This window comes from Streptacidiphilus rugosus AM-16, assembly GCF_000744655.1.
GTDB classification, from domain to species: domain Bacteria; phylum Actinomycetota; class Actinomycetes; order Streptomycetales; family Streptomycetaceae; genus Streptacidiphilus; species Streptacidiphilus rugosus.
This window is the reverse complement of record NZ_JQMJ01000004.1, coordinates 5,140,030-5,166,244: the sequence shown is the minus strand read 5'-3', so window position 1 is coordinate 5,166,244 and position 26,215 is coordinate 5,140,030. Positions and strand designations below refer to the sequence as shown.

Below are 26,215 nucleotides of genomic sequence, written 5' to 3'. Positions count from 1 at the left end.
CAGAACATGGCAGAGCGCCCGGGTGCGTCGCAGCTCCTGCTCGAAATCGATGGCGACTCGCAGCTCATCAGCCCGAACCGCAGCTACCACATCGGGCGTGATCCGCAGAGCGACGTGGTCCTCGCCGACCCGCGCGTCTCCTGGCACCACGCCGTGCTCCACGTCGAGCTCGACCACTGGACCCTGGACGACGTGGGCAGCACCAACGGCACCTGGACCGAAGGCCACCGGGTCCGGCATCTCGACGTCGGCCCCGGCACGACGCTGCGCTTCGGCGACGCGGCCGACGGCGCCTGGGCGTCGCTGGCCGCGCTGCCGGAGCCGACGAGGGTGACCGAACGCCCTTCCGCGCTCACCGCGATCACCGGCTCCAGCCGGCAGCCGACCAGGATCCTGCGGACCCCGCAGCACACGCTGCGGATCGGCCGCGCGGCCGACAACGACCTGGTCGTCGACGACCTGGTGGTCTCCCGGCACCACGCCGAACTCCACCGCGACGGCGGCCGCTTCGAGATCGTCGACCTGGGCAGCCACAACGGCACCTTCCTCGACGGGCAGCCGGTCACCGGCCCCGCGCCGGTCGGCCCCGGCCAGCTGATCGGCATCGGCCACTCGGTCTTCTGCCTGGTCGGCGACGAACTGCAGGAGTTCGTCGACACCGGCGAGGTCACCCTCGACGTCGACGACATCGTGGTCAGGGTCGGCGACGGCAGGACGCTGCTGGACCGGGTCTCCTTCCCGGTCGGGCAGAAGTGCCTGCTGGCCGTCGCGGGCCCGAGCGGCGCCGGCAAGTCGACGCTGCTGAACGCCCTCACCGGGCTGCGGCCCGCCGACGAGGGCACCGTCCGCTACGACGGCCGCGACCTCTACCGCGACTACGCCGAACTGCGCCAGCGCATCGGCCTGGTGCCGCAGGACGACATCCTGCACACCCAGCTGACCGTGCGCCGGGCCCTCGGCTACGCCGCCGAGCTGCGCTTCCCCGGCGACACCGGCAAGGAGGAGCGGCGTGCCAGGGTGGAGGAGGTGATCGCCGAACTCGGTCTGCAGCAACGGGCGGACCAGGTGATCTCCAGCCTCTCCGGCGGCCAGCGCAAGCGCGTCAGCGTGGCGCTCGAGCTGCTGACCAAGCCCTCGCTGCTCTTCCTCGACGAGCCCACCTCGGGGCTCGACCCCGGCATGGACCGGTCGGTGATGCACATGCTGCGCGGCCTGGCCGACGACGGACGCACGGTCGTCGTGGTCACCCACAGCGTGCTGAGCCTCGGGGTCTGCGACCGGCTGCTGCTGCTCGCCCCCGGCGGGAGGATCGCCTTCTACGGGCCGCCCGACGAGACGCTGCCCTTCTTCGGCTTCCCCGACTGGCCCGACGCCTTCGAGGCGTTCGAGAACGACAGGGACCGCGACTGGGCCGGTGAGTTCCACGGCTCGGCCCCCTACCAGCGCTACATCGCCCAGGCGACGGCCGGAGCCGGCGCCGCCGGGCCGACCGGGCGTCAGGTCGCCCCGAGCCCGCCGATGCAGAGCTGGTTCTCCCAGCTCGGCACCCTGATCCGGCGCTACGCCGCCGCGCTGGTGGCGGACCGCACCTTCCTGGCGATCATGATCGCGCTGCCTTTCGTGATGGGCGCGATGGCCCACGCCCTGGCCGGCAGCAGGCTGGACCAGAACAGCGCGCTCAACGCCCTGCTGATCCTGTGCGTGGGCGGGGTGCTCACCGGCGCCGCGAACGCGGTGCGCGAGCTGGTCAAGGAACGGACCATCTACCAGCGCGAACGGGCGGTCGGCCTGTCCCGCTCCGCCTACCTCTGCTCGAAGATCGTCGTGCTGGGCACGGTCACCGTGGTGCAGGCCGTGGTGCTGACCATGGTCGGCCTCTTCGGTGTCCGGCTGAGACCGAGGGGCGGCGGCGGGGTGCTGATGCCGCCGCTGCTGGAGATCACGATCACCGTCGCCATGCTCTCCTTCACCGCCATGATGCTGGGCCTGCTGGTCTCGGCGCTGGTGCGGAAGGAGGAGGTGACCATGCCGCTGCTGGTGCTGCTGGCGATCGTGCAGGTGGTCTTCTGCGGCGCGCTGCTGAAGCTGAACGGCGTCCCCGTCCTCGGCCAGCTCTCCTGGCTGGTCCCCTCCCGCTGGGCCCTCGGCGCGATGGCCGGGACGATCGACCTGCACACGGTGGTGCCCGGCACGCTGACCTCCGATCCGCTGTTCGTCCACCGGACCGGCACCTGGCTGCTGGACGTCGGCATGCTGGTCGTGCTGTCCGCCGTGCTGGCCCTCCTGGTCGCCCGGCTGTTGCGCCGGCACGAGCCCGCGGTGATGCGCCGGTGAGCCCGGCCGACGGCCCCGACCCGCTGGACCCCGCGGAGTTCCGGCCCACCCACGTCGCGCCGACCGACGGTCTGGCCACCTGGGCCAGGCCCGACTTCTCCGAGCCCAGCGCCCGGCTCGACCCGCTGCTGCCGCTGCTGGCCGTCGACGTCCGCGGCGACTGGACCCGCGTCGTCTGCTCCAACGGCTGGACCGCCTGGGTGGACGGCCGGCTGCTGGTCTCCCTCCCGCACAGTCCGCCGGGGACCACCCAGCCGCTCGCGCCCTCCGCCGACCCACGGCCCCTGCTCCGCCGGCTTGAGCAGGCGCTCGCCCACTACCGGGAGCAGGTCGAGGACGTCACCGAGGGCACCATCGACCTGGAGACCTTCCGGCAGCTCACCCACGGGCTGCGCCTCGGCCTGGTGCTGGACGGGGACGCGGCCTGGCTGCTCGATCTGGACCAGAGCCGCTGGGTCTACTGTGACGGCCTGCAACTGCGCACCTACGCGCCCGTCGAGCCCCCGGAGTCGGGCGCGCGTCCGGCCGCCGCGGCCGGCGGGCCGCCGACCCGGGTGCCGGGTGACGCCTGATGGGCCCCGACTCCGACGACCTGGCCGGCCGTCGGATCGCCGGCTACCAGCTGGAGCGGGTGCTCGGCCGCGGCGGGATGGCCGTCGTGTACCGGGCCAGGGACGTCCGGCTGGACCGGACCGTCGCGGTCAAGCTGCTGGCGCCCGAGCTGGCCCGCAACGAGGTCTTCCGCAGGCGCTTCGAGCACGAGTCCAAGGTCGCCGCCGCGATCGACCACCCGAACATCGTCCCGATCTTCGAGGCGGGCGAGGCCGACGGCGTGCTGTTCATCGCGATGCGCTACGTCCAGGGACGCGACCTGCGGGCCCTGCTGGACCGCACCGGACCGCTGCCGCTGCCGCAGACCGGGCGGATCGCCGTCCAGGTCGCCTCGGCGCTGGACGCCGCGCACGCGCACCAGCTGGTGCACAGGGACGTGAAACCCGGCAACGTGCTGGTCGCCGAGGGCACCGACGCCGACCACCCCGAGCACGTCTACCTGACGGACTTCGGGCTGACCAAGAAGTCCCTCTCGCTGACCGGCTTCACCAGCGTCGGCCAGTTCGTCGGCACGCTGGACTACGTGGCGCCGGAGCAGATCTCCGGCAAGCCCGTCGACGGGCGCTGCGACGTCTACAGCCTGGGCTGCGTCGTCTTCGAGATGCTCACCGGCGGGCCGCCGTTCCGGCGCGAGGACGACATGGCCCTGCTCTGGGCGCACCAGTACGACGATCCGCCGCCGCCGACCGAGCTGCGCGCCGGGCTCCCCTCGGGCGCGGACGCGGTGCTGGCCCGAGCCCTGGCCAAGGTGCCCGGGGACCGCTTCGACAGCTGCCTGGACTTCGTCGCCGCGCTGCGCAGCGCGCTCAGCCCGCAGCCGCTCGCGGCCGCGCCCGCCGCGGCGGGCCACGCGCCGACCCGGATCGTGCACGCGCCGCGCGAGTCCCGGTCCGGGATCGAGGAGCGACCGTCCGTGGGCATCCGCCCGCCGCCCCGTTGGGCCTGGCCCGTCTACTCGCCCGGGGCCGACCCGACGGACCCGGCGCCCCCGACCACGTAGCGCCCGCGCCACAGGCGGGCGCCGAGCCAGCCGCCGGCCGCGCCCGCGAGCGCGCCCCACAGCGCGCCCAGCAGGACACCTCTGGCCAGGTCGGGCACCAGGGAGACCGCGCCCGCCGCCAGGCTGTTCTGTCCGCCGGAGCCTCCGGACCCACCCGAGCCGCCGCCGGTCAGATCGCCCAGCAGGTCCGAGAGCCCGCCGGTGCCGCCCACCCCGAACAGGGAGAGGCCGTAGGCCGCCGACACCCGGGTCAGCAGCCCCACCAGCAGCATCGCGCAGGCGGTCGCCACGCCCAGGCTGACCGCGTGCCGCCACAGCGGTGACGTGCCGCCCTCGGAGGCCCGCCGTACGCCGCCCGCGCCCAGCGCCACCCCGCAGCCGAGCAGGGCGAGGCCCGCCAGGACGGGCAGCAGCCAGACCCGGCCGTCGCGCTGCGCGAGGGTGGCCAGGTCCACGGTCGTGTCGTGGGTCCCCGCGCCCGCGGCCCTGAGCGCGGCGGAGAGGACTTTCGGCATCGGCAGACCGATGCCGGCGTTGAGATGGCCGTGCCAGGAGCCGCCGAGGCCGACGCCGAAGGCCAGCCAGGCGACGTTGGGCAGCGCCAGCACGACCACCGCGAGCACGTCCCTGGCCGGGCCGTGCACCACCGCGGTGACCAGCCCCGCGACCAGGGCGACCAGCACGTAGCCGAGCAGCACCGCCAGCACCGCCGAACCCGCCGGGCGCACCGCGTCCTGGAAGCGCAGCAGCCGGGGCGGGAGCGGCGCCGACCGGGAGACCAGGAAGGTGAGCGCCAGTACCACCAGCAGCCAGAGCAGCCCGAAGCCGATCGCCGGGCCGACACCGACCCGGAAGCCGACCGTCGGCGAGGCGCCCAGCGCGCTGCCGATCTGGTCGGTCAGCGAACTGCCGGTGGAGATGACGAAGCTGTGCCTGGCCGTCAGCGCCAGCAGCCAGACGGCCACCGCCCAGAGCAGCGCGGCGGCCGCGAGACGTGCGAGCAGTTCACCCGTATGGGCTACCGCGCGGTGCCGGAGCGGACGCAGGAAGGCCAGCCCGACGACCAGGGCGCCGGCCAGGCTCAAGGTCAGCGGCAGGACCTCCAGGGCCGCGTTCGCCTGGGCCAGGCCGCCGGCCGTGCCCGCCACGGTCACCGGAGCCCCGAGCGCCATCAGCATGGTGGCGGCCAGCACCGGCCCGAACGAGTCGCCGGGCAGGGCGTCCGCCCCGGCCAGCCAGAGCCCCAGCGCGCCGAGCGCGGCCATCACCGCGAGCGCGCCGAGGACGAGCACCGCCGCGGCGCCGAGGCTGCGCGCGGGCAGGGACGCCGTGCCGGTGTGTCGGTCACCCGCTTGCATGGTGCTCCTTGCCGCGTCGGGACCGGAGGTCGCACCGGGCGGTGCGCCCGCCCGGTGCGAGGCAGCCCGGCCCTCGGCCGGGGGCGGCCCCTGTTCGCGCGGTTCCGCCGGGCAAGTCCAGGCTCCTTCAGGTGGGCCCGCGGCGCGCGTCCGACGCGGCGGGCCGGGTGACGCGCGGCGACCGGGCCCGGTCGCCGCGTGTGCGAGCGCGGAAGGGTCGCCGGAGAATGGCGGTGATCGGTGGCCGCGACCCCGAGATCCCGGAAGGCAAGGCACGTGAGCAGCCAACCCCCGATGGAACCGCCGGCCGAGCCGTCCTGGCAGCGCCCCGGCGGAGAGTCCGGTGTCCCGCCCTCCGAACGGCCCACGGCCGCGCCCTCGGGTCCGCCCTCAGGACCCCTGTCGGCCCCGCAGACGCAGCCCCCTCCGCCCAGCCCCCCTCGCCCGAGCCCGGCGCCGAGCCGCCGACGCAGATGGCGGACCGGCCGGGCCCGCCGCCGCCCGGTGAGCCGCCGTCCGGCGGACGCAGACTGGGCTCCTCGCCCGAGGGCGGCGGCCCGCACCGGCCCTGGTGGCGGCGGCCGGGTCTGCTGGCCGGGCTGGGCGCGGCGGTCGTGGCCGCCGTGGTGGTGCCGCTGGTGCTGACGGGATCGGGAACCAGCCAGGCCGTCGCACTCCAGCCCGCGGACTCCACGGGGCCCGAGCCCTTCACCCCGCCGCCGCCCGGTCACCCCAGCGCGAGTCCTTCGCCCCGGCACACCGGCGCGACCGGCTCGGCGAGCGCCTCGCCCGTCGCGACCGGGCAGACGACGCGGGTCGTGCGCGGCACCGCGCTCGGCCTGTACGGCGGCACGGAGTCCGTCTCCAGTTGTGACGTGGCCCAGCTCTCCGCGTTCCTGACCACGCACCAGGACAAGGGTCGCGCCTGGGCCGGGGTCGAGGGCATCCCGCAGGACCAGATCGCCGCCTTCCTGCGGACCCTCACCCCGGTCGTGCTCCGCGCCGACACCAGGGTCACCAACCACGGCTTCGCGAACGGGCAGGCGACCTCGTTCCAGTCGGTGCTGCAGGTGGGCACCGCGGTACTGATCGACAACCGCGGTCTGCCCCGGGCCCGTTGCGCCTGCGGCAACCCGCTGCTCGCGCCGCAGTCCACCGGCGACGAGACCTTCACCGGGACCGCCTGGCCGACCTTCAGGGTCGAGAACGTCGTGATCGTGCAGCCCGCGGTGACCGAGCAGCAGACCATCACGCTCTACGACCAGGACACAGGGCAGTGGTTCGTCCGGCCGGTCGGCAGCCGGGGCGGTGGGGACCACAGCATCCCGCCGCCGAACCCGAGCGCCTCCGCGAGCGGATCGGCGGGCTCCGCCACCACCGGCTCGGCCACGCCGTGCGCGTCCCCCGACGCCTCCGCCAGCGCGTCCGGCGCCGCCTCGGGCTCGCCCTGCCCGTCGACCGGCGCGTTGCTGAAGAGCCCGTCCGGATCGCCGTCGACCTCGTCCCCCAGCCCCTCGGGCAGCTCGGGCTCGCCGTCCCCTGCGCCCTCGGGCTCCGGGTCAGGCTCCGGCGGTTCGCCCTCGGAGCAGGCGCCCTCACCCGCGGTCTCCTCCGGGGCCCCGGCGAGCGCCCCGGTCGAACAGGCGCCCTCCTCCGCGGCCGCCCCGCCCAGCTGATCCGGCTCGGCCGGCGGGGCCCCGAACCCGCTGGCCAAGCCAGTTTCAAGATCATATGGTGGCGGTCATGACCGAAGGACAAGCCCCTTTCGCCCCGCTGCTCACCCGCGGCGCGGACGCCGAGACCTGCGCCGACCCGAGCAGCGTCATCACGTTGCTGGCCGACTCCGACCGCACCGCAGACGGCTTCACCAGCTACCGCTCCACCTTCGCGGCGGGAGCCGTGGGTGCTCCGGCGCACCTGCACACGAAGGCGACGGAGATCTTCTTCGTGGTCGGCGGCTCGCTGCGGGTGCTGGTCGGGGAGGAGATCAGCGTGCTGAACGCGGGCGACCTCCTGGCCGTCCCGCCCCACACCCCGCACGCCTTCGCGGCCGCGCCCGGCTGCGAGGCCGACGTGCTGTTCGTCTTCACGCCTGGCATGGGCCGTTTCGACTACCTGCGCCTGCTGGGCCGGGTGATGCGCGGGGAGGCCGATCCGCGGGAGATCGCCGAGTCCGCGGAGCGGTTCGACAACCACTACGTCGACAGTCCGGTCTGGCGCGCCGCCCTGGAGGCGTCCGCGTGATCGCCGCGGACACCCACGTCCGGGTGGCCAGGCCCTCGCGCGACCTGGCCGCCGCCGAGCGCTTCTACGTCCAGGCGCTGGGCCTGGCCGTGCTGTGGCGTACCACCGAGCGCGTGCCGGGCGAGCACGACCTGCTCATGGTCGGCCCGGAGGGCGGCCGTTGGCACTTCGAGCTGACCCACGACCCGGAGCATCCGCTGGAGCCCACCCCGACCGTCGACGACCTCTTCGTCGTCTACCTGGGCCGGCCGGCCGATCAGGAGCTGATCGACCGGCTGCTGGCCGCCGGGGGCACCAGGGTCCCCGCGCACAACCCCTACTGGGACGTCCACGGCGTCACCGTCGCGGACCCCGACGGCTACCGGCTCGTCCTCTGCTCCCGCAGCTGGTCCTGACCGGCCGCCGGGGGCAGGGCCTCAGTCGGAGCCGCCCGGGGCCGTCCGGGTGAGGTGGGCGAAGACGACGACGTTGCTGGAGTACTCCTGGGTCTCCTTGTCGAAGGTGCCGCCGCAGGTGATCAGGCGCAGCTCCGGCCGCCCCGTGGAGCCGTAGACCGCGGACTCGTCGAAGGACTCCCGCGGGATGACCTGGATCGAGTCGACGGTGAACTCGGCCGTCGTGCGGTCGGCCCGGCGGACGTCCACCAGATCACCGGGACGGCTGGTGCTGAGCGGGTAGAAGACGGCCGGTCCGGTCCGGGTGTCGACATGCCCGACGATCACCGCGGTTCCGGTCTGACCCGGCGTCACCGAGCCGTTGAACCAGCCGGCCGTGGTGGGCCTGCTGTACGGGGGCGTCTCGACGTTCCCGTCGGAGCCGCGGGTCACCTGCATCAGCGGAGCGTCCACGCCGATGCGTCGCAGGTCCACGCGGACCGGGATCGAGGCCGGCATCGGGACGGGGGCGGGGCCGACGGTCGGCACGGTCACCGGCAGGGCCGCGGCCGCCACCGCCGCCGCGGAGGTTGGCGACGCGGCGGCAGGCGCGGCCGCCCGCGCGGGCCGGGCGGGCCGACTCGCGGGGGCGTCCGTGCCGCACCCGGTCAGCGCCAGCACGGCGGCCGCCGCGCACAACGACGCGGTGGCGGATGCCGCGGAACGGCAACCGCCACCGAGGAGGCGTTTCTCAGCCACCAACGTGCCGAGTCAGGTCCGCGACGGACTTCGCCATGCCGCCGCCGCCGGCGTCGACGCCGTGGTCGTGGTCGTGGCAACGGACCTTGACCCAGCGGCCGTCGTCCTTCACCCAGCGCCAGCCGTGGTGGCAGTGGTGACGCTTGTGGTCACGGTCACTGGCGACCACGCCGTGGGTGGTGGCAGCTGCGGCACGCGGAGCGGCCGATGCCGCGACCGGGGCCATCACACCGACGATGGTGCTGACTGCCACGGCACCCAGGAGCGCCTTGCGGAAAAGCCTCATGAATCCTCCATTGATGACGGAGCGTGAACTTCTAGGGCGAACACGCTCCATTTGGACACGAACGGTGATCCCCACTCTCGCCCGCGTTTGTCATCTCATCGTCGGAGATCCATTCCGACGGCCTAATGGACCGTCAGCGCCGCCGGTCCAGCGCCTGCCACACCTGGTCGCGCAGGAAGGGGGCCTCGGTGAAGCGGATGCCGGTGGCGTCCCGCAGCGCGTTGGCGAAGGCCGGGGTGACGGGATTGAACGGGCTCTCGCTCATGGACTTCGCGCCCAGTGGGCCGATCGCGTCGGAGGTCTCCGAGAAGTGCACCTCCGTGCGCGGCACGTCCGCGTAGGCCGGGAGGCGGTAGCGTCGGAAGGCGGCGGTGGTGACCTCGCCGCGCTCGTCGACCAGGACCCGCTCGAAGAGCGTCGCGCCGAGCGCCTGGGCGACGCCGCCCTCGACCTGGCCCCGGCACTGCAGCGGGTTCATCACCTTGCCCGCGTCGGCGCCGTGGACGCTGCGCAGGATCCTGATCTCCCCGGTGTCCGGGTCCACCGCGACGCGGAACCACTGGGAGTTGAAGGCCACCGAGCGCGGCGAGCCGCCCCAGTGCCCGGTGCCGACGAGCTCCACTCCCTGGCCGCGGGCGGCCTCGAAGAGTTCCTTCAACGTCACGATCCGGCCCTGGCACTCCACCGCGTCCGCCGTCAGCCGGAGTTGGCTCTGCGGCACGCGGGCGTACTCGGCGGCGAAGGACAGGATCTGCCCGGCCAGGGCGTTGGCGGCCTTCATCACCGCCTTTCCGGCCACCACGGTGCCGGCCGAGCCGAACGCTCCGGTGTCGTGCCGGACGACGTCGGTGTCGGACTGGCGGACGGCGATCCGGTCGACGGTGGTGCCGAGCGCGCCGGCGGTGATCTGCTTGTGGACGGTGGTGGTGCCGTTGCCGAACTCGGCCGTGCCGACGGCGATGTCGTAGCTGCCGTCGTCGAGCAGGCTGACCGTCGCGTCGGCGTAGTGTCCGCCGGGCGGACCGGTGGCGATGGCGGCCATCGCGAAGCCCTGACCCACCAGCCAGCCGGGCGGGGCCAGTTCGGCGCTGCGATCGTCGGCGAGGGCGTCGCGGACCACCTGCAGGCACTGGTCCAGGCCGTAGCTGGCGATGTGCAGGTCCTCCTCCTCGCCGCAGGGGCCCTCCATGTGGTCGCCGGGACCGATCACGTTCTTCTCGCGCAGGACGAGCGGGTCCATGTCGAGGAGCCGGGCCAGCTCGTCCATGGCGGACTCCAGGGCGAAGGTGACCTGGCCCAGCCCGTAGCCGCGGAACGCGCCGGCGGGCACGACGTTGGTGTAGACCGAGTAGGCGTTCACCTTCTTGTTCGGCGCCTTGTAGACGCCCATCGACTCGCCGACGCTGTGGAACATCACGGCCGGACCGTGGTTGCCGTAGGCGCCGGTGTTGGCGACGACCCGGAACCGGAGGGCGGTCAGGGTGCCGTCGCGCCGGGCGCCGACCTTCACCGTGACCGTGAACGGGTGCCGGGTGGTGGCGCCGTGGAACTGCTCGGCGCGGGTGAACTCCAGCTTCACCGGCCGGTGCAGCTTCATCGCGGCCAGTACGGCGATGTCCTCGGTGAGCATCTCCTGCTTGCCGCCGAACCCGCCGCCGACCCGCCCCGCGACCACCCGCACCTTCTCCTCCGGGAGTCCGTACAGCGCGCACAGGGCGCGGCGGGTCAGGAAGGGCACCTGGGTGCTGGAGCGGACCACGATCCGCTCCTCGCCGTTCGCACCGTCCGCACCGTCGGCACCCTCCTCGTCGGTCCCCTCGAAGTAGACGAGGCAGCCGTGCGTCTCCAGGCTGGCGTGCTGCACGCGCTGGGTCCGGAAGGTCTCCTCGTAGACGACGTCGGCCTCGGCGAAGCCCCGCTCGACGTCCCCCGTCTCGCCGTGCACCTCGCCGCAGACGTTGTTCCCGGCGCGGAAGATGCGCGACTCCGGCCCCTTCGGGTGGATGACCGGCGCACCGGGCGCCATCGCCTCCTCCGGGTCGATCACGTGGGGGAGCGGCTGGTACTCGACCACCACCCGGCGGCAGCCCTCCTCGGCCGCGGCCTCGCTGTCGGCCACGACGGCCGCCACGCGCTGCCCGACGAAGCGCACCACGTCGTCCAGCACCCGGGTGTCGTCCGGGTCCTCGGTCGGGTGCTCGTGCCGGGCCGAGGAGTAGAGGGTGTCGGGAGCGTCGTGATGGGTGAGCACCGCGTGCACGCCGGGGACCCGCAGGGCGGCGGCGGTGTCGATGGAGACGATGCGGGCGTGGGGGTGCGGGGAGCGCAGCAGCTTCATGTGCAGCAGACCCTCGACCTCCATGTCGAAGGTGTAGCGTGCGGTGCCGGTCACCACCTGGGGCCCGGCGGGCGCGCCGAGGCTGCGGCCGACCGCCTGGCCGGCGCAGGGCCGTTCGGTGTGCTTGACGCCGCGGATGGCGTCCTCGACGGCCCGGTAGCCGGTGCAGCGGCACAGGTTGCCCTTCAGCGCCCTGGGCAGGTCGGCCTGTTTCTCCTCGTCGAATCCGGCGGCGGTCGTGGTCATCAGGAAGCCCGCGGTGCAGAAGCCGCACTGGAAGCCCTGGGCGTCGAGGAACCGTTGCTGCATCGGGTGCAGTTCGCCGTCCTTGGCCAGGCCCTCCACGGTGGTCACCGCCCGGCCCTCGGCGCGCTGCGCCGGGTAGAGGCAGCTGTGCACCGGTTCGCCGTCGACCTGCACGGTGCAGGCGCCGCAGTCGCCGGCGTCGCAGCCCTTCTTGACCCCGAACCAGCCGCGGTCGCGCAGGTAGGTGCGCAGGCACTGACCGGCCCTCGGCTCGGCGTCGACCTCGCGGCCGTTGACGGTGACGGAGAAGCTCATCTGTCGGCCTCCTGGCAGTCGATCAGTTCCCTGCGGATCTCCTCGGCGAAGCGGAAGGTCATGTGCCGCCGCCAGGCCGGCAGGCCGTGGATGTCGTCGAAGTAGTCCTCGGACGCGATGCCGAGCTCCAGCGCCTCGTGCACCGCCTCGGCGTTGGGCGGCAGGGCGAAGCGGAACCGGATCGGCCGCACCGTGGCGGCGGTGACCGTCAGCGTCAGCTCGCCGTCGATCGGGTCGCGGGCGCCGACGAGCAGCGCCCCCGAGCGGCCCAGTCCGTAGAGCGAGGCCTGTCGGAAGGCGGTCCTGGCGGCGAGCGTCCGGGCCGGGACGGTGATCGAGCGCAGCAGTTCGCCCGGTTCGAGCACCTTGACCCCGGCGCCGACGACGAAGTCCGCGACCGGCACCTCCCGGAACGAACCGGACTGCGACTGCAGTCGGCAGACGCCGTCGAGGGCGGCGGTGAGCGAGATCATCGGACCGGCCGGCAGGCCGTTGCACAGGTTCCCGCCGACGGTGGCCATGTTCCAGATCTTCCACGAGGCCAGGAAGGCGCGGCAGCACTGCTCGAACAGCGGCGCCGCGGGCCAGTCCTGGCCCTGGGCGAAGCGCGAGAGCTGGGCGATCGTGCAGGTCGCGGCGATCTCCAGGTCGCCCGCAGGAGTCAGCCGCACCGGGTCCCAGCCGAGCCGGCTGAGGTCGATGAGCCGGCGCAGCTGCGGCTGCGGCTCGGAGAAGAGGTACGTGCCGCCGCCGAGCCAGGCGTCGCCGGGACGCCAGGCGTCGCGCTGCCGCGCGTCGCGCCACTCCACCACCGTGTTCAGGTCCACCTGCCACCACCGTCCTCGTCGTCAGGAGCTCGACACGGCGATTGAAGCAACGCCCGACCGGGGCGAACGAGTGGGCGGGCGCACCAAGCCGCGGACCCCGAACTGGTGGATCGACCAGCGCATGTACATGCCCTGTCGCCCCGGCGGTCAGCCCTTCCGGTAGCGGCCCGGGGTCGTTCCGATGATGTCGGCGAACGCGGTGATGAAGCTGCTGGGGTTGGCCCACCCGCAGGCGTGCGCGGTGCGCACGGTGTCGTGGCCCTCCGCGAGGAGCACCAGGGCATGGTGGACGCGCAACTGGGTGCGCCACTCGTAGAAGGTCATGCCGAGTTCGTCCCGGAACAGCCGGCTGAGGGTGCGGGTGCTCGCCCCGATCGTCCGCCCGAGCTCGGCGAGGGTGGAGTTGTCGGCCGGGTCCTCGTGCAGCAGCCGGGCGACGGCCCGCAGCCGGTCGTCCCTCGGATCCGGCAGGTGCAGCGGCTGTTCGGCCGCTTCGTGCAGTTCGTCGACCAGGATCCGCAGCAGGCGCGCGCGTGCCGGGGCGCTACGCCCGGGGGCGGCGCCGTCGTCGCCGGGGCCGGTCAGCGCGAGCAGCACCTCGCGGGCGAGGTCGGAGGCGAGGAAGACCACGGGCCGGTCCGGCACGAGCCGGGCCAGGGACGGCGGGAGGAAGACGATCCGCATGTCGGTGTCACCGTGCGCGCGGTGGCGGTGCGTGAACCCGGCGGGGGTCCAGGCGACCCGGTCGGCGGGGACGATCGAGGTGCCGCGCTCGGTGTGCAGGGCCAGGACGCCGCTCGCCGCGTACACCAGGTGTCCGCGCGGGTGCGACTCCGCGGCGCCGGCTCCGCCCGACGTCCAGAGATGGCGCCCGCCGGAGGGCCACAGCTGTGACGTCACCGGTGCGGTCGGGGGAGCTTGGCGGCGAACGGGCATCGCCTGGCAGGGTATCGGTCGTGAGCCACGCCGTGCGCCGATGAGACTGCCTGCAAGGGAAGTTGTCCTCGGAGAGGGAGAGAACCCATGGCGACGTTCGTCCTGGTGCCCGGCGCCTGGCACGGATCCTGGTCGTTCGAGACGGTGGTGCCGCTGCTGGAGCGTGCCGGGCACGCCGTGCACGCGCTGACGCTCACCGGTCTGCGGCCGGACGACGACCCGGAGACGGTCGCGACGGCCGACCTCGACACGCATGCCGGTGACGTCGTGCGGCTCTTCGACCGCGCCGGGCTCGACGAGGTGACGCTGGTCGGCCACAGCTACGGCGGGATGGTGATCGCCGCCGCGGCCGATCGCGCGGCGGGCCGGGTCTCGCGGCTGGTGGCCCTTGACGCCTACGTGCCGCGGGACGGCGAGTCGTGCTGGTCCTCGACGAGCGAGCAGTACCGGCAGGCGTTCGTCGCCGGCGCCGCGTCCACCGGCTACGCCACCCGTCCGCCGGAGGGAGGCGATCCGCGTCGCCGGCCCCATCCGCTGGCCTCCCTGCTGCAGACGATCCGGCTGACGGGGGCGGTCGCCGCGGTTCCGCGCCGGGAGTTCGTCTACTGCTCGGGCTGGGAGGACCGGACCCCCTTCGCCCCACTTCGGACCCGGCTCCAGGCCGATCCCGAATGGCGGGTGCACACCCTTCCCACGGCTCACAACGCCATGCGGGAGGCCCCCGAGGCGGTCGCCGCCCTGCTGCTCGCCGCGTGACCGGAGGCAGGCGGCCTCGTTGAAGAAAGTCGTGCCGGACCTCTGGGCATGTGCCTTACCACGCGGTAACTTACTCCGGCGTCAGGTCCATCTGTGATCCGTTTCACGAACCTGGGGGACACATGTCCAGAGCCGCTCGCCTGCTGGCCACCGCCGTCGTCGCCACGATGACCGCCGCCGTCGCTCCGGCCGCCACCGCCCACGCCGCCGCGACCACCTCGACGACGGCCGCGACGGACGACTCGTTCTACACGTACGACGGGAGCGCGCCGCTCGCCTCGTACGCGCCCGGCGCGGTGCTGAAGGAACGCACGCTGCAGTACCACGTCCTCGGCGTGCCCACGCCGTTGAAGGTGATCCAGCTCCTCTACCGCTCCGTCGACGCGCAGGGGCGTCCGGTCGCAAATGTGACCTCGGTGGTGCGCAGCCTGACCGGACAGAGTGGGAAGGCGGTGTCCTACCAGTCGTTCTACGACTCGCTGGACCCCGCGGACAGCCCCTCCCGCGCCATCGCCGGCGACGTCACGCTGGGCGGCGTGATCCCGAACGCCGAGGCGCTCTTCCTGGCCCCGCTGCTGCTGGAGGGCTACAACGTCGTCATCCCGGACACCGAGGGGCAGAAGGCCGACTTCGCGGCCGGCCCCGAGTACGGCGCCGCGACACTGGACTCGATCCGGGCCGCCACCTCGGCCGCGGACACCGGGCTGACCGCGGACACCGAGTTCGGCCTGGAGGGCTACTCCGGCGGGGCGATCGCCACCGACTGGGCGGCCGCGATGGCGCCCGCGTACGCGCCCGAGGTCAACCGCAGGCTGGTCGGCTTCGCCGAGGGCGGCCTGCTGGTGGACCCGGCGCACAACCTCAAGTACGTCGACGGCTCCCTGGTCTGGACCGGTGTCATCCCGATGGCACTGATCGGCGTCAGCCGGTCCTTCGGCATCGACCTCACGCCCTACCTGAACAGCTACGGGCTGCAGGTCTACAACGCCACCCAGCACGCCTCGATCGTCGGCGCGCTGGGCCGCTACCCGGGGCTGACCTGGAAGAAGATGGCCAAGCCGCAGTACGCGAACCCCGACTCGGTGCCCGCGTTCGTCAACGCGGTGAACCGGATCAACCTCGGCTCCGCCGCCTCCCCGACCGTCCCCGGCTACATCGGGCAGGGCGACGGAGGCGTCTTCGAGGGCACCTTCAGCAACGTCTCCGGCATCGGCACCGGTGACGGCGTCATGGTCGCCGGAGACGTGCGCGCGCTCGCCCGTCAGTACTGCGCCTCTGGCGAGACGCTGCAGTACCAGCAGTTCGACCTGCTCAGCCATGTCGGGACGGCCGCGGCCTGGGCGCCGCTCGCGCTCGGCTGGTTGGGCGACCGCTTCGCGGGCAAGGCGGCCCCCTCGAACTGCGGCCGGATCGCGGCGGGCAACTCGCTCACCCCGGAGGCGGTGACGCCGGGCTCCTGACACCCCTGCCCGCCCCCGCGCTCCCGGCGACCGTGCTGCTCGCCGGGTCCGGCCGGCCGCGCCCCCGACGGACCGGGTGCGCGGCCGGCCGCATGTCGGCGTCGCTGCCGCCTGCGTAGCGACGCGCCACCTGGGCATACGCGGAGGAGACTGGACAGGTGGACCCTGCGGGCGGGGGAGGAGGTCTCATGTCTCGGAACGGCGGGACCGTGCACGGATCCGGCGCGGACACCGGGCGGCAGGACCCCGGACCCCAGGACCCACGTATGCCCACCGCCAGGGCGAACCTGGACCTGGCCGCCGAACTGGCTCACATCCGGCGCCGCCACCTGCTGGACGTCGCCACCGGCGTGCTGGTCGCCCAGCAGGCCGTGGAGCCCGCGATAGCAGCGGAGTCGCTGGTCAGGCTGGCCGCCGGGGCGGGGCTCGCCGTCGCGGACCTGGCGGCCGACATCGTCAACGGCGCCTGCGGCGCGGAGGTCGCCGACGCGGCCTCGAACGAGGGCCAGGCCCTGCCCGGACCGCGTGCCCGACGGCGCGTCGCCAGCGCGGCGGAGGTCGACGGCGACCTGGACGAGGTGGCCGCGACCGTGCTCGGCGAGCTGCGGCCGCTGGGGGTCAGGAGCCTGCTGCTGTGGCGGCGCACCGCCGGCGACTGCCTGCGCCTGGCCGGTGCGGCCGGGTTCCCGCCGCTCGTCCTGGCGCAGTGGTCGCAGATCCCGCCGCAGTGGCGCGGGCTTCCGCAACAGGCGCTGCGCGACGAGACACCGCTCTGGTTGCCAAAGGGCGTCTCCGATGCAGAAGAGCTGCCAGGGCCGGACCGTGCGGCCGCCCGTGCGCTGCTGCCGTTGCGTCACGAGGGCCACTCGGCGGGCGTCGTGCTGCTGTCCTGGCGTGCGCCGCACGAGCTCGACCGTGAGCTGCGCCGCCGTGTGATCAGCCTGGTCGAGGTGCTCGCCCGGGTCCTGGCGGGCCTGGAGAACGTGACCGACCCCGGGGCCTCGTTGCCGGTGCTGGCCGCGGCGCTGGATCTGCTGGCCGAACCGGCCATGACACTGCGGCGCAGCCGGTCCGCGCCCGACGGAGCGCCGCCGACGTTGTTCGTGGAGAACATGAACGCGGCCGCGCACCGGATGAGCAGCGGTGTACCCCGTCCGGTAGGACGGCCCCTGGCGCACGTGCTGCCCGCCGCGGCCGACGACCTGACCGCGCTGGTCGCCGACGCCTACCGGCAGGGATACGTGCAGCGCGCGGAGCGGTTGCCGCTCACGCGGCAGCCGCACACCGCGCCGATGCTGAACGTCCGGGTGCTCACCGTCTCCTCCGAGCGCTGCATCGTGCTGTGGCACGCGGAGGGCAGGGACCACAGCTTCTCCGTGCTCAAGCGAGCCGGCCGGCTGGGGTCCCTCGCCGCCTTCGAGGACGACACGGCCCGCGGGGTGACCCAGTGGAGCGAGCTGGTCGCGCCGCTGCTCGGGCTGCCCGCCGACGCGGAGCCGGTGCCGCTCGAGCGGCTCACCGGCCTGTTGGTGCCGGAGGACCGCCCGGAGCTGAGCCGGATGCTGGAGGCGCTGACCGGCAACCTCGACGGCGTCAGCGGCGTGCTCCGCTTCCCGCGTTCCGACGGCGGCGCACGCCATGTCAGGCTCATCGCCGAGCCTCTGCTCACGCACGGGACGCTGACCGGACTGACCGGCTTCTTCCAGGACGTCTCGGCCCAGCACCAGACCCAGGAGGCGCTCGCGGCCACCTTCGACCGGCTCGGCTCGGTGCAGGAGCACGCGGCGCTGCGCCACCGGCTCGCGCTCCAACTGCAGCAGGCCATCGTCCCCGAGCAGCCGGACCTCGGCGTGCCCTCCTCCGGGCTGGAGGTCGCGGCCCGCTATCGTCCCGCCGCGGAGGAGTACCGGGTCGGCGGCGACTGGTACGACGTGCTGGCCCTGCCCGACCGGCGGGTGATGATCGCCGTCGGCGACGTCGCCGGGCACGGCATCGACGCGGCGACCGGCATGGTCGCGCTGCGCAACGCGCTGCGCGGGCTGGCCTGCTCCGGGGCGGAGCCCGGCGTGCTGATGCGCGCCCTCAACGAGGTGGCGCTGCGCACCAGCGGGCACCCCACGGCCACCGCCGTCTGCGGGCACTTCGACCCCGCCGACCGGATCCTGCGCTGGACCAGCGCGGGCCACCTGCCCGCCCTCCTGCTCCGGGACGGGCGGACCCGACTGCTCGAGTCGGCGCCCAACCTGCTGCTGGGCGCGGTGCCGGCGACCGACTACGCGGAGTCGCAGGTCGAACTCCGGGCCGGCGACCTGCTGCTGCTCTTCACCGACGGCCTGATCGAACGCCGCCACTCCTCCCTGGACCTGGCCCTGACCCTGCTCGGCCGCACCGTCGAGTCGCTGGAGCCGGACGGGGATCTGGAGGCCCAGGCGGACGCGCTGCTGGCCACGGCCGTCGGCGACACCGACGACGACGCGAGCCTGGTGCTGGTCCGGCTCGGCTGAGCCCCGGCCCGCAGCGGACCGGCGCGGACCGGCACAGGTCAGCGCAGGTGGTGCCGGATCCGGTCGAGGAGGTCGTCGGCGTCGACCGGTTTGACGACGTAGTCCGTCGCGCCTGCCTCGAGGATCTCGTCGCGGTCGCCGGGGAGGGCCTTGGCGGTGACCGCGATGATCGGCAGGTCTGCGAACCGGGGGTCGGACCGGATCCGCCGGGTGGCCGCGTAGCCGTCGAGTCCGGGCATCATCAGGTCCATCAGCACCACGTCGATGTCCTCGCGGGCCCGCAGCACGTCGACGCCCTCCTGGCCGTCGCCCGCGTGCACCACCCGCGCGCCGTGCAGTTCCAGCAGGCCGGCCAGCGCGAACACGTTGCGCTCGTCGTCGTCCACGACCAGCGCGGTGCGGCCGTCGAGGTCGTGGCCGAGCCTGGCCTCCTCCGGCGCGGGCTCGGGCGGGACGGACGGTTCGGCCTCGGTGTGCTGCTGCCTGGGGCGGACCGGCAGCAGCAGGGTGAAGGTGCTGCCCACGCCGATGGTGCTCCTGGCCTGGATGACGCCGCCGAGCAGGCGGGCGATCTGGCGGCTGATCGACAGTCCGAGACCGGTGCCGCCGTAGCGGCGGGAGGTGGTCCCGTCGGCCTGCTGGAAGGCGCCGAAGATGCTGTCCAGTTGCTCGTCGGCGATGCCGATGCCGGTGTCCGTGACCTGGAAGGCCAACGCATGCTCCGTGCCCGCCAGTTCCTCGGGCAGGGAGTCCGCCGCGACCGGTTCCACGCGCAGTTCGACGCTGCCGCTCTCGGTGAACTTGACCGCGTTCGACAGCAGGTTCCGCAGGATCTGCCGCAACCGCTGTTCGTCGGTGACCAGTTCGCCGGGCAGGTCGGGGCCGGTGCTGACGCGGAACTCCAGCGCCTTGTCGGCGGTCAGCGGCCGGAAGGTGCTCTCCAGCGAGTCCAGCAGCGGCCGCAGCGCGAACGGCTCCGGGTTCACGTTCAGCTTGCCCGCCTCGACCTTGGACAGGTCGAGGATGTCGTTGATCAGCTCCAGCAGGTCCGAGCCGGCCGAGTGGATCACCGTGGCGTAGCCGACCTGTTTGTCCGTCAGATTGCCGCCGGGGTTCTGGGCGAGGAGCTGGGCCAGCACCAGCAGGCTGTTCAGCGGGGTGCGCAGCTCGTGGCTCATGTTGGCCAGGAACTCCGACTTGTACATGGACGCCGTGGACAGCTGGTGGGCCCGTTCCTCCAGCTCCTGCCGGGCCTGTTCGATCTCCAGGTTCTTCGTCTCGATGTCGGAGTTGCGGTCGGCCAGCAGCGCCGCCTTCTCCTGGAGCTCGGCGTTGGAACGCTGCAACTCCTGCTGCCGGGACTGCAGTTCCACGGTCAGTCGGCGCGACTCGGTGAGCAGCTCGTCGGTGCGCGCGTTGGCGACCAGGGAGCTGACGTTGACGCCCAGGGCGTCGGTGACCTGGTCGAGGAAGTCCCGGTGCACCTGGGAGAAGGGGCGCAGCGAAGCGAGTTCGACGACGCCGAGCAGCTGGTCCTCCATCACGATCGGCAGCAGCAGCAGGGAGGCCGGCGCGGCGCTGCCCGCACCGGAGGCGATGGTCAGGTAGCCGGGCGGCAGGTCCTCGATCAGCAGTGTGCGTCGGTTGTGCGCGCACTGCCCGACCAGGGACTCGCCGATCCGGAAACTGACGGCCTGTCCCTCGGGCGCCCCGTAGGCGCCGACCCGGACCAGGCGGACGCCGTCCGCGCCCTCCCTGGCCAGGTAGAAGGCGCCGAACTGCGCGTGGACCAGCGGTGTCAGCTCGTCCATGACCAGCTCGGCGACGGCCGCCAGGCTGCGCGGCCCCTGCACCAGGGCGGAGATCCGGGCGAGGTTGCTCTTGAGCCAGTCCTGCTCCTGGTTGCGTCGGGTGGTCTCGCGCAGCGACTCGACCATGGAGTTGATGTTGTCCCTGAGGTCGCCGACCTCGCCGGGAGCCTCGACGGTGATGGAACGGGTCAGGTCGCCCTCGGCCACCGCGCTGGTGACCTCGGCGATGGCGCGCACCTGCCGGGTCAGGTTGGCGGCGAGCAGGTTGACGTTCTCCGTCAGCCGCTTCCAGGTGCCCGAGACGCCCTCCACCTCGGCCTGGCCGCCGAGCTGACCCTCGGTGCCGACCTCGCGGGCGACGCGGGTGACCTCGGCGGCGAAGGCGGAGAGCTGGTCGACCATGGTGTTCATGGTGGTCTTCAGTGCGAGGATCTCGCCGCGGGCGTCCACGTCGATCTTGCGCGTCAGATCGCCCTGCGCCACGGCGGTGGTCACCTGGGCGATGTTGCGCACCTGGTTGGTCAGGTTGTTCGCCATGGAGTTGACGTTGTCGGTGAGGTCCTTCCAGGTCCCGGCCACGTTCGGCACCCTGGCCTGGCCGCCGAGCACGCCCTCGGTGCCGACCTCCCCGGCGACGCGGGTCACCTCGTCGGCGAAGGCGGACAGCATGTCCACCATGGTGTTGATCGCCTCGGCCAGTGCGGCCACCTCGCCGCTCGCCTCGACGGAGATCTTCCTGGACAGGTCGCCCCGCTCGACCGCCTGCGCGACCTGGGCGATCGACCGCACCTGCCCGGTCAGGTTGGACGCCATCACGTTGACGTTGTCGGTCAGGTCCTTCCAGGTCCCGGCCACGCCGCGGACGGCCGCCTGGCCGCCGAGCTTGCCCTCGGTGCCGACCTCGCGGGCCACGCGGGTCACCTCGTCCGCGAAGGCGGAGAGCTGGTCGACCATGGTGTTGATGGTGGTCTTCAGCGCGAGGATCTCGCCGCGCGCGTCCACCTCGATCTTCTGCGTCAGGTCGCCGCCCGCGACGGCGCCCGCGACCTGGGCGATCGACCGCACCTGGCTGGTCAGGTTGCCGGCCATGAAGTTGACGTTGTCGGTCAGGTCCCGCCAGGTCCCGGCCACGCCGGGCACCCTGGCCTGGCCGCCGAGCTTGCCCTCGGTGCCGACCTCGCGGGCGACGCGGGTGACCTCGTCGGCGAAGGCGGAGAGCTGCTCCACCATCGTGTTCACGGTGTTCTTGAGGGCCAGGATCTCGCCGAGCGCGTCGACCTCGATCTTCTGCGTCAGGTCGCCCTTGGCGACCGCCGTGGTCACCTGGGCGATGTTGCGGACCTGGTCGGTGAGGTTGCGGGCCATCCCGTTGACGGAGTCGGTGAGCTCACGCCACACCCCGCTGACGCCGGGCACCTGCGCCTGGCCGCCCAGCCTGCCCTGGCCGCCGACCTCCTGGGCCACCCTGGTCACCTCGGAGGTGACCAGCGTCAGCTGGTCCAGCGTGCCGTTGAAGACCTGGGCGATCTCGCCGAGCAGCCCGTCCGCCCCCGGTGCGAGCCGGGTCGAGAAGTCGCCGTCACGGACCGCCGTCAGGCCCGCCAGCAGTTGCCGCAGGCCCTCCTCGTGCACCTTGGCGGCATCGTCCCAGCTGGCCGCTCGCCGCTGTGCGGGCGACGAGGGAGTGTCCATGTCCGACCTCCACGAGTCGTCGGCCGGCCGACCGGATCGGCAGGCTTGGCGTCGGAGCAGCGCTCACTTCCATGGTTCCACGTTTCCATGTCGGAAGTCCCCGCGCGGGCCGTCCCGTCCCGATGGGCGGCTTTCTGCTTGACCGGTCCCGGACTGGGCAGACGCGGGAACACCGACAGTGAGGAGGCGCCCCGTGGAGCCCAGGGACGGCCCGGTCCTCACCCAGCGCGGGCGACGGGCACTCTTCTTCATCGAGCAGGAGCTGAGCCGCGACGAGCGGTTCGAGCCGGCGCTGCGGACCATGCGGCCGCGCCGCCTGCGCCGGCTGCCCCGGCGCCGCGGCAGGAGCCGCGGGGACCGGCCAGGCGCCACGGGCGACGCGGACACCGGAGGGGGAGCGCCCACCGTGCTGCCTGCGGCGCGTACCCGGGAGATGATGGCGAGAGCGACGCCGGGGCCCCCGCACACCGCCCGCCCCGACCGGAAGGAGCACGGACCCATGCCGTCCGAGACCTGGGAGCACGGCGAGACCGCCGAGGGGCGGTTCGCCGTGACGGAGAGCGTGGACCCGCGGGAGTCCGTGCTGCGGTTGGTCGGGGAGCTCGACCACGACACCGCGCCGGCGTTGCGCGCCGCGCTCGGCCGCTGCGAGCAGGCGGGGGCGGGCCGGATCCTGGTGGACTTCTCCGACCTCGGCTTCTGCGACTCGACCGGACTCAACCTGTTGCTGGAGGCCCGGACCCGGGCCCAGGAGCGCGGCGCCTCGCTGGCGCTCGTCGGGATGCCCCCCGGCGTGGCGAGGGTCTTCGAGATCACCGGAGCGGGAACGCTGTTCCCGCAGTACGCCTCCGTCGACGAGGCGCGCGGGGTGCACTGAGCCACGGCCGACGAGCGAGCCGACGAGCGAAGGGAACCACGGTGGAGCAGTTGAGCGGGTCGGCCGACGGGTCGCAGGGGGACCGGCTGGAACTGGCCGGGGGCTCGGGCGTGGTCGGGCGCTGCCGTGACTTCGTGTACGCGAGCCTGGCGGCCCGCGGCTGGCTGGAGATCCCGGAGGACGCAAGACGCGGCGAGGAGCAGCGCGCCGTGGTCGAGGACGTGCTCCTGATGACCTCCGAGCTGGTGACCAACGCCTGTCTGCACGCGGGCGGACCGCGCGAACTCGCGGTCCACGACGCGGGCAGGGACCGGCTGCGCGTCGAGGTCGTCGACGCGAGCCCGCAGAAACCCGAGGTACGGCCGCCGGCGCAGCCGGCCCGTCCTGGCGGCCACGGCCTGCGCGTCGTCGAGCGGCTCTCGTCCCGCTGGGGCAGCGAGCCCAGGGCCGACGGCAAGGCGGTCTGGTTCGAGATCGAGCGAGCCTGACCCCTGCCCCGGCGTCCCGGCCCGGGTGCCCAGGGCCGCGGTGCTCAGGGCCGCGCGGCCGACGGCTGCGGTGGTCACGGCCGCGCGGCCTACGGCGGTGGCGTCCGGGGTTGCCCGGCCTACGGCCGCGGTGCTCAGGCCTGCGGTGGTCACGGCCGCGCGGTCCAGGGCGGCGGTGCTCAGGGCCGGCCGGTCCACGGCGGCGGCGTCCAGGGATGCCAGGCCTACGGCCGCGTTGATCGGGGCCGCTTTGTCCACGGCTGCGGCGGGCACGGCCGCAGGGCTCACGGTGGTCACGCCTGTCGGTACCGCGCGTCGCCGTCCTCGTCGCCCGCCGCGCGGACTCCGGGTGCGCGCCATCCGCGCACCTGCTCCCTCAGATGGCGCAGCGCGATCTCCATCTCCTCCTTGAGCTGCCGGGCCGCGGCGTCCATGGCGGCCTCGGCGCCGTGACGCGGCGGCTGACGGCTGTGATCGTTCACCCCCGTCGCTCCTCTCACTTCCCTCACCGGCTGTGCCGCCGGGCGTCTACCCGGCTCGTTCGCGGTCAAGCGTGCGATCGGGGCGGCCCGAGGCCGCGTCGAGCGGCGCTCCGGCGGGAGCGCCGTCAGTGGCCTCGCGGGTCGCGGCCCGTCAGGGCCAGCAGGCGGGTCTGGGAGTCCGCGTCGGGAGCGAGGCGGACCGGGGCGTCGAAGAGACCGGAGGCGCTGAGCCGGTCGGCGTAGCCGGAGACCTCGCGCAGGGCGAAGGCGACCAGGAGGTGCGGCAGCCTGTCGTCCGCGCCGATCGCGCGGGCCAGGTCCCAGGCGTGCACCACGGTGTCCATGGCCAGCTGGCTGCACAGGTGCGCGGCCAGCGCGGGACCGTGCCACAGGGTCACCGTGCCGTCGAGAGCCCGCTTGCCGTGGACGGCCTCCTCGGCCTCGGCGGCGGCGCGCTTCCAGGCGAGGGCGGGGTCGTCGCCCAGCTGGTCGCCGGTCAGCAGGTCGGCGAGGGAGACGGCGTTCGCCCCGGCCAGCAGCGGAGGCACCCACAGCTGCTGCACGGTCGCATGGTTCACCAGGTCGCGCACGCTCCACGCGCGGCAGGGCGTCGGCAGGCCCCACTGCTCGGGCTCGACCTGCCGTACGAGGCGTCCGAAGTGGTCCAGCGCCGCGCCGTAGTGCTGGGGCAGCGTCTGTGTGTCGTCCTGTCGGTAGGTGACCATCTCGTCACTCCTCGCCTGCTGCACCGGACCAGCGTCCGGGCTGGGAGGATGCCCGGTTCGCGCGGAATCACACCCCGGTCCCGGCCCGACCGGGTTTGGGGGAGGCGGAACGGGTCAGACGCGCTGGGGGCGGTCGGACGACCGCCTGCCTGCAGCGACGACGAAGGAGCCTGGAATGCTGCTGCTCGGCCTGCTCCTGCTCTGTGCCACCGGAGCTTTCACGGGTCTGCTGATCGCGGGCAACCTCTCCGGCGGACCGGACTACCAGGTGGTGGTCCTCGGCAACACCATCGCGACCATGAACAGTCTGGAGATCTTCCTCTCCGGGCTCGCGCTGGCCCTGATCTTCTGCCTCGCCCTCGCCATGATGGGCGTCGGCGGCCGCATGGCGAGCCGCCGCAGGGCGGTGCTGCGCGGCGCCCGCCACGCCGCCGCCCCCGAGGCGACGACCACGGCGCCGGCCACGTCCGTGCCGATCGAGACCGCGCCCGTCGAGACGGTTCCCGCCGAGACCGACGAGAACGAACGGCCCATGGCCGGCTCCGGCGCCGGCCGGCGCCACCGCCACCTCTTCGGCCACTGACCCGGACCCGCCGACCTGTGACGTGACACCGTGTACTGCGAACTGATGGCCGAACACCAACTCTCGATCCACGACCCGTCGGTCGTCGACGTCGCCCGATGGCACGTCGTCCGACAGGACCAGCACGGCGCCCTGTGCGGGCGGGTGCTGACCCCGGGCTCCCGGAAGCTGTCCATCGCCGACGCCGACGAGGTCTCGCCCGAGGACGTGTGCCCGGCCTGTTGGGCCGCGTACCGGGAGCAGGGGGCGAGAACCGGCGGGACGAGGCGTTGAGGCCCACGCGTCGCCTCCCGGGGCGGCCGGACCTCGTGCGGGTTGCACGGGCCTGCCGTGGCGCGTGTCGAGTGGCATCCGTTCCGGCTCGGGGCTTGTATGGGGAATCGCCCCCTTCGTACCCAGACGAGAGGAACCGCGGTGAAGGTCATCGGAAAGCTCCCGGGCGCGCCCTGCTGGGCGCAGTTGAGTGCCCGCGACCCGGAAGCGGCCAAGACGTTCTACGGGCAGTTGTTCGGCTGGACCGCCGAGACGGACCCCGACCCCCAGTACGGCGGTTACACGACCTTCTCGCTGGCCGGCTCGCCGGCCGCGGCCGTGGCCTCGCTGATGAACCCGCAGCAGCCGGTGATGTGGCTGCTCTCCTTCGCCGCCCCCGACGTCGAGGCCGCGTGCGCCGACGCGAAGAGCGGCGGGGCACAGGTGTGGATGGAGCCGATGGACGTGGGCGACCTGGGCCGCTGGGCGCTGCTCAGCGACCCGACCGGTGCGCCGTTCGCCGTCTGGCAGACCGGGAAGTTCAGCGGCTTCGGCGTCGCGGAGGAGTCCAACTCCCTTGCCTGGATCGACCTGTCGACCCGGGACAAGAACGCCGCCGTGAACTTCTACAAGGGCCTGTTCGGCTGGCAGGTCTGGTCGGACGAGGAGTCCTACCCGATGGTGGGCCTGGCGGACACCATGTTCGGCGGGGTGATGGACATGGGCGACATGTTCCCGCCGGAGGTGCCCTCGCACTGGAACCCGTTCTTCCTGGTCGCAGACGTGGACGCGGCCGCGGCCGCGGCGACGAAGCTGGGCGCCGAGGTCATGCACGGTCCGGTGGACGTCGAGATGGAGAACGGCCCCAGGATCGCCGTCGTCCGCGACCCGCAGGGCGCCACCTTCGGTGTCTTCGCCCCGCGCGAGAGCTGACGGGCCGTCGGTCGGGTCGTCCG

At 73.5% G+C, this 26,215-nt stretch carries 23 protein-coding genes; 14 read left to right on the top strand and 9 right to left on the bottom strand.

Annotated elements, in window-relative coordinates:
* Positions 1-6 precede the first annotated feature (6 nt).
* From BS83_RS32730 to BS83_RS32720, 3 genes are read left to right on the top strand one after another with little or no spacing between them, the layout of a single operon-like run.
* Entirely contained in the window at positions 7-2,334 is a 2,328-nt protein-coding gene (locus BS83_RS32730; RefSeq protein ID WP_037607059.1) for an ABC transporter ATP-binding protein/permease, read from the top strand.
* Complete coding sequence (locus tag BS83_RS32725) at positions 2,331-2,906, top strand: SH3 domain-containing protein (RefSeq protein ID WP_198035357.1); 576 nt, start codon at positions 2,331-2,333, stop codon at positions 2,904-2,906. Before BS83_RS32730 ends, BS83_RS32725 begins: the two co-directional genes overlap by 4 nt.
* The gene (locus BS83_RS32720; RefSeq protein WP_051944453.1) at positions 2,906-3,946 is read left to right on the top strand and encodes a serine/threonine-protein kinase; all 1,041 of its coding nucleotides are present in this window, start codon (positions 2,906-2,908) and stop codon (positions 3,944-3,946) included. Before BS83_RS32725 ends, BS83_RS32720 begins: the two co-directional genes overlap by 1 nt.
* On the opposite strand, the gene BS83_RS32715 is transcribed toward BS83_RS32720, so the two are convergent.
* Positions 3,898-5,304, bottom strand: a complete 1,407-nt coding sequence (locus tag BS83_RS32715) for a streptophobe family protein (protein ID WP_051944452.1) — start codon at positions 5,302-5,304, stop codon at positions 3,898-3,900. The genes BS83_RS32720 and BS83_RS32715 overlap by 49 nt on opposite strands.
* 473 nt (positions 5,305-5,777) lie before the next feature.
* Between BS83_RS32715 and BS83_RS32710 the strand changes: the two genes are divergently transcribed.
* From BS83_RS32710 to BS83_RS32700, 3 genes are all read left to right on the top strand, one after another.
* Complete coding sequence (locus BS83_RS32710; protein ID WP_084714503.1) at positions 5,778-6,980, top strand: DUF6777 domain-containing protein; 1,203 nt, start codon at positions 5,778-5,780, stop codon at positions 6,978-6,980.
* A gap of 67 nt (positions 6,981-7,047) precedes the next feature.
* A complete protein-coding gene (locus BS83_RS32705) occupies positions 7,048-7,548 on the top strand; it encodes a cupin domain-containing protein (RefSeq protein ID WP_037610334.1) in 501 nt (166 codons plus the stop codon).
* Positions 7,545-7,943, top strand: a complete 399-nt coding sequence (locus BS83_RS32700; RefSeq protein WP_037607058.1) for a VOC family protein — start codon at positions 7,545-7,547, stop codon at positions 7,941-7,943. Before BS83_RS32705 ends, BS83_RS32700 begins: the two co-directional genes overlap by 4 nt.
* 21 nt (positions 7,944-7,964) lie before the next feature.
* Here BS83_RS32700 and BS83_RS32695 read toward each other — a convergent pair whose 3' ends face one another.
* The 5 genes from BS83_RS32695 to BS83_RS32675 all read right to left on the bottom strand — a co-directional run bounded on the left by BS83_RS32695 (position 7,965) and on the right by BS83_RS32675 (position 13,629).
* Positions 7,965-8,681 carry a class F sortase gene (locus tag BS83_RS32695; protein ID WP_157597417.1) on the bottom strand — a complete coding sequence of 239 codons (717 nt, stop codon included), beginning with the start codon at positions 8,679-8,681 and terminating at the stop codon, positions 7,965-7,967.
* Positions 8,674-8,967 (bottom strand): hypothetical protein, encoded by a 294-nt coding sequence (locus tag BS83_RS32690; RefSeq protein WP_037607057.1) that lies wholly within the window; start codon positions 8,965-8,967, stop codon positions 8,674-8,676. The genes BS83_RS32695 and BS83_RS32690 overlap by 8 nt, the downstream gene beginning before the upstream one ends.
* A gap of 133 nt (positions 8,968-9,100) precedes the next feature.
* A complete protein-coding gene (locus tag BS83_RS32685) occupies positions 9,101-11,866 on the bottom strand; it encodes a molybdopterin-dependent oxidoreductase (RefSeq protein ID WP_037607056.1) in 2,766 nt (921 codons plus the stop codon).
* Positions 11,863-12,693 (bottom strand): FAD binding domain-containing protein, encoded by an 831-nt coding sequence (locus BS83_RS32680; RefSeq protein ID WP_037607055.1) that lies wholly within the window; start codon positions 12,691-12,693, stop codon positions 11,863-11,865. The genes BS83_RS32685 and BS83_RS32680 overlap by 4 nt, the downstream gene beginning before the upstream one ends.
* Positions 12,694-12,840: 147 nt before the next feature.
* Positions 12,841-13,629 (bottom strand): helix-turn-helix transcriptional regulator, encoded by a 789-nt coding sequence (locus tag BS83_RS32675; protein WP_084714501.1) that lies wholly within the window; start codon positions 13,627-13,629, stop codon positions 12,841-12,843.
* An 87-nt stretch (positions 13,630-13,716) separates the two neighbouring features.
* Between BS83_RS32675 and BS83_RS32670 the strand changes: the two genes are divergently transcribed.
* From BS83_RS32670 to BS83_RS32660, 3 genes are all read left to right on the top strand, one after another.
* Positions 13,717-14,385 carry an alpha/beta fold hydrolase gene (locus BS83_RS32670; RefSeq protein WP_037607053.1) on the top strand — a complete coding sequence of 223 codons (669 nt, stop codon included), beginning with the start codon at positions 13,717-13,719 and terminating at the stop codon, positions 14,383-14,385.
* A 122-nt stretch (positions 14,386-14,507) separates the two neighbouring features.
* A complete protein-coding gene (locus BS83_RS32665; RefSeq protein WP_037607052.1) occupies positions 14,508-15,845 on the top strand; it encodes a lipase family protein in 1,338 nt (445 codons plus the stop codon).
* Positions 15,846-16,033: 188 nt separating this feature from the next.
* Positions 16,034-18,349: a SpoIIE family protein phosphatase gene (locus tag BS83_RS32660; protein WP_051944450.1), complete on the top strand. Its 2,316-nt coding sequence runs from the start codon at positions 16,034-16,036 to the stop codon at positions 18,347-18,349.
* A gap of 38 nt (positions 18,350-18,387) precedes the next feature.
* Here BS83_RS32660 and BS83_RS32655 read toward each other — a convergent pair whose 3' ends face one another.
* Positions 18,388-21,852: a HAMP domain-containing protein gene (locus tag BS83_RS32655; protein WP_084714499.1), complete on the bottom strand. Its 3,465-nt coding sequence runs from the start codon at positions 21,850-21,852 to the stop codon at positions 18,388-18,390.
* A gap of 193 nt (positions 21,853-22,045) precedes the next feature.
* Here BS83_RS32655 and BS83_RS47990 point away from each other — a divergent pair, with 193 nt between their 5' ends.
* Together BS83_RS47990 and BS83_RS32645 are read left to right on the top strand one after the other, a co-directional pair.
* Positions 22,046-22,729, top strand: coding sequence for an STAS domain-containing protein (locus tag BS83_RS47990; RefSeq protein WP_232248569.1), 684 nt, complete (start codon positions 22,046-22,048; stop codon positions 22,727-22,729).
* A gap of 41 nt (positions 22,730-22,770) precedes the next feature.
* Positions 22,771-23,217 carry an ATP-binding protein gene (locus BS83_RS32645; protein ID WP_332262361.1) on the top strand — a complete coding sequence of 149 codons (447 nt, stop codon included), beginning with the start codon at positions 22,771-22,773 and terminating at the stop codon, positions 23,215-23,217.
* Between the two features lie 293 nt (positions 23,218-23,510).
* Here BS83_RS32645 and BS83_RS32640 read toward each other — a convergent pair whose 3' ends face one another.
* Both BS83_RS32640 and BS83_RS32635 read right to left on the bottom strand, forming a co-directional pair.
* On the bottom strand, positions 23,511-23,699 hold the full coding sequence (locus BS83_RS32640) for a hypothetical protein (RefSeq protein WP_037607051.1): 189 nt from the start codon (positions 23,697-23,699) through the stop codon (positions 23,511-23,513).
* 125 nt (positions 23,700-23,824) lie between these two features.
* Complete coding sequence (locus BS83_RS32635) at positions 23,825-24,424, bottom strand: TIGR03086 family metal-binding protein (RefSeq protein WP_037607049.1); 600 nt, start codon at positions 24,422-24,424, stop codon at positions 23,825-23,827.
* A 175-nt stretch (positions 24,425-24,599) separates the two neighbouring features.
* Between BS83_RS32635 and BS83_RS32630 the strand changes: the two genes are divergently transcribed.
* The 3 genes from BS83_RS32630 to BS83_RS32620 all read left to right on the top strand — a co-directional run bounded on the left by BS83_RS32630 (position 24,600) and on the right by BS83_RS32620 (position 26,192).
* The gene (locus tag BS83_RS32630) at positions 24,600-25,007 is read left to right on the top strand and encodes a hypothetical protein (protein ID WP_037607048.1); all 408 of its coding nucleotides are present in this window, start codon (positions 24,600-24,602) and stop codon (positions 25,005-25,007) included.
* Between the two features lie 45 nt (positions 25,008-25,052).
* The gene (locus BS83_RS32625; protein WP_157597416.1) at positions 25,053-25,280 is read left to right on the top strand and encodes a hypothetical protein; all 228 of its coding nucleotides are present in this window, start codon (positions 25,053-25,055) and stop codon (positions 25,278-25,280) included.
* Between the two features lie 141 nt (positions 25,281-25,421).
* Positions 25,422-26,192, top strand: coding sequence for a VOC family protein (locus tag BS83_RS32620; protein WP_037607046.1), 771 nt, complete (start codon positions 25,422-25,424; stop codon positions 26,190-26,192).
* Positions 26,193-26,215 lie beyond the last annotated feature (23 nt).

Excerpts from the sequence above, each read along its gene's own strand:
- BS83_RS32675 (WP_084714501.1), bottom strand. The coding sequence starts at position 13,629 with ATGCCCGTTCGCCGCCAAGCTCCCCCGACCGCACCGGTGACGTCACAG.
- BS83_RS32660 (WP_051944450.1), top strand. The coding sequence starts at position 16,034 with ATGTCTCGGAACGGCGGGACCGTGCACGGATCCGGCGCGGACACCGGG.
- BS83_RS32690 (WP_037607057.1), bottom strand. The coding sequence starts at position 8,967 with ATGAGGCTTTTCCGCAAGGCGCTCCTGGGTGCCGTGGCAGTCAGCACC.
- BS83_RS32625 (WP_157597416.1), top strand. The coding sequence starts at position 25,053 with ATGGCCGAACACCAACTCTCGATCCACGACCCGTCGGTCGTCGACGTC.
- BS83_RS32635 (WP_037607049.1), bottom strand. The coding sequence starts at position 24,424 with ATGGTCACCTACCGACAGGACGACACACAGACGCTGCCCCAGCACTAC.
- BS83_RS32715 (WP_051944452.1), bottom strand. The coding sequence starts at position 5,304 with ATGCAAGCGGGTGACCGACACACCGGCACGGCGTCCCTGCCCGCGCGC.
- BS83_RS32630 (WP_037607048.1), top strand. The coding sequence starts at position 24,600 with ATGCTGCTGCTCGGCCTGCTCCTGCTCTGTGCCACCGGAGCTTTCACG.
- BS83_RS32705 (WP_037610334.1), top strand. The coding sequence starts at position 7,048 with ATGACCGAAGGACAAGCCCCTTTCGCCCCGCTGCTCACCCGCGGCGCG.
- BS83_RS32720 (WP_051944453.1), top strand. The coding sequence starts at position 2,906 with ATGGGCCCCGACTCCGACGACCTGGCCGGCCGTCGGATCGCCGGCTAC.
- BS83_RS32730 (WP_037607059.1), top strand. The coding sequence starts at position 7 with ATGGCAGAGCGCCCGGGTGCGTCGCAGCTCCTGCTCGAAATCGATGGC.
- BS83_RS32685 (WP_037607056.1), bottom strand. The coding sequence starts at position 11,866 with ATGAGCTTCTCCGTCACCGTCAACGGCCGCGAGGTCGACGCCGAGCCG.
- BS83_RS32655 (WP_084714499.1), bottom strand. The coding sequence starts at position 21,852 with ATGGACACTCCCTCGTCGCCCGCACAGCGGCGAGCGGCCAGCTGGGAC.
- BS83_RS32665 (WP_037607052.1), top strand. The coding sequence starts at position 14,508 with ATGTCCAGAGCCGCTCGCCTGCTGGCCACCGCCGTCGTCGCCACGATG.
- BS83_RS32710 (WP_084714503.1), top strand. The coding sequence starts at position 5,778 with ATGGCGGACCGGCCGGGCCCGCCGCCGCCCGGTGAGCCGCCGTCCGGC.
- BS83_RS32670 (WP_037607053.1), top strand. The coding sequence starts at position 13,717 with ATGGCGACGTTCGTCCTGGTGCCCGGCGCCTGGCACGGATCCTGGTCG.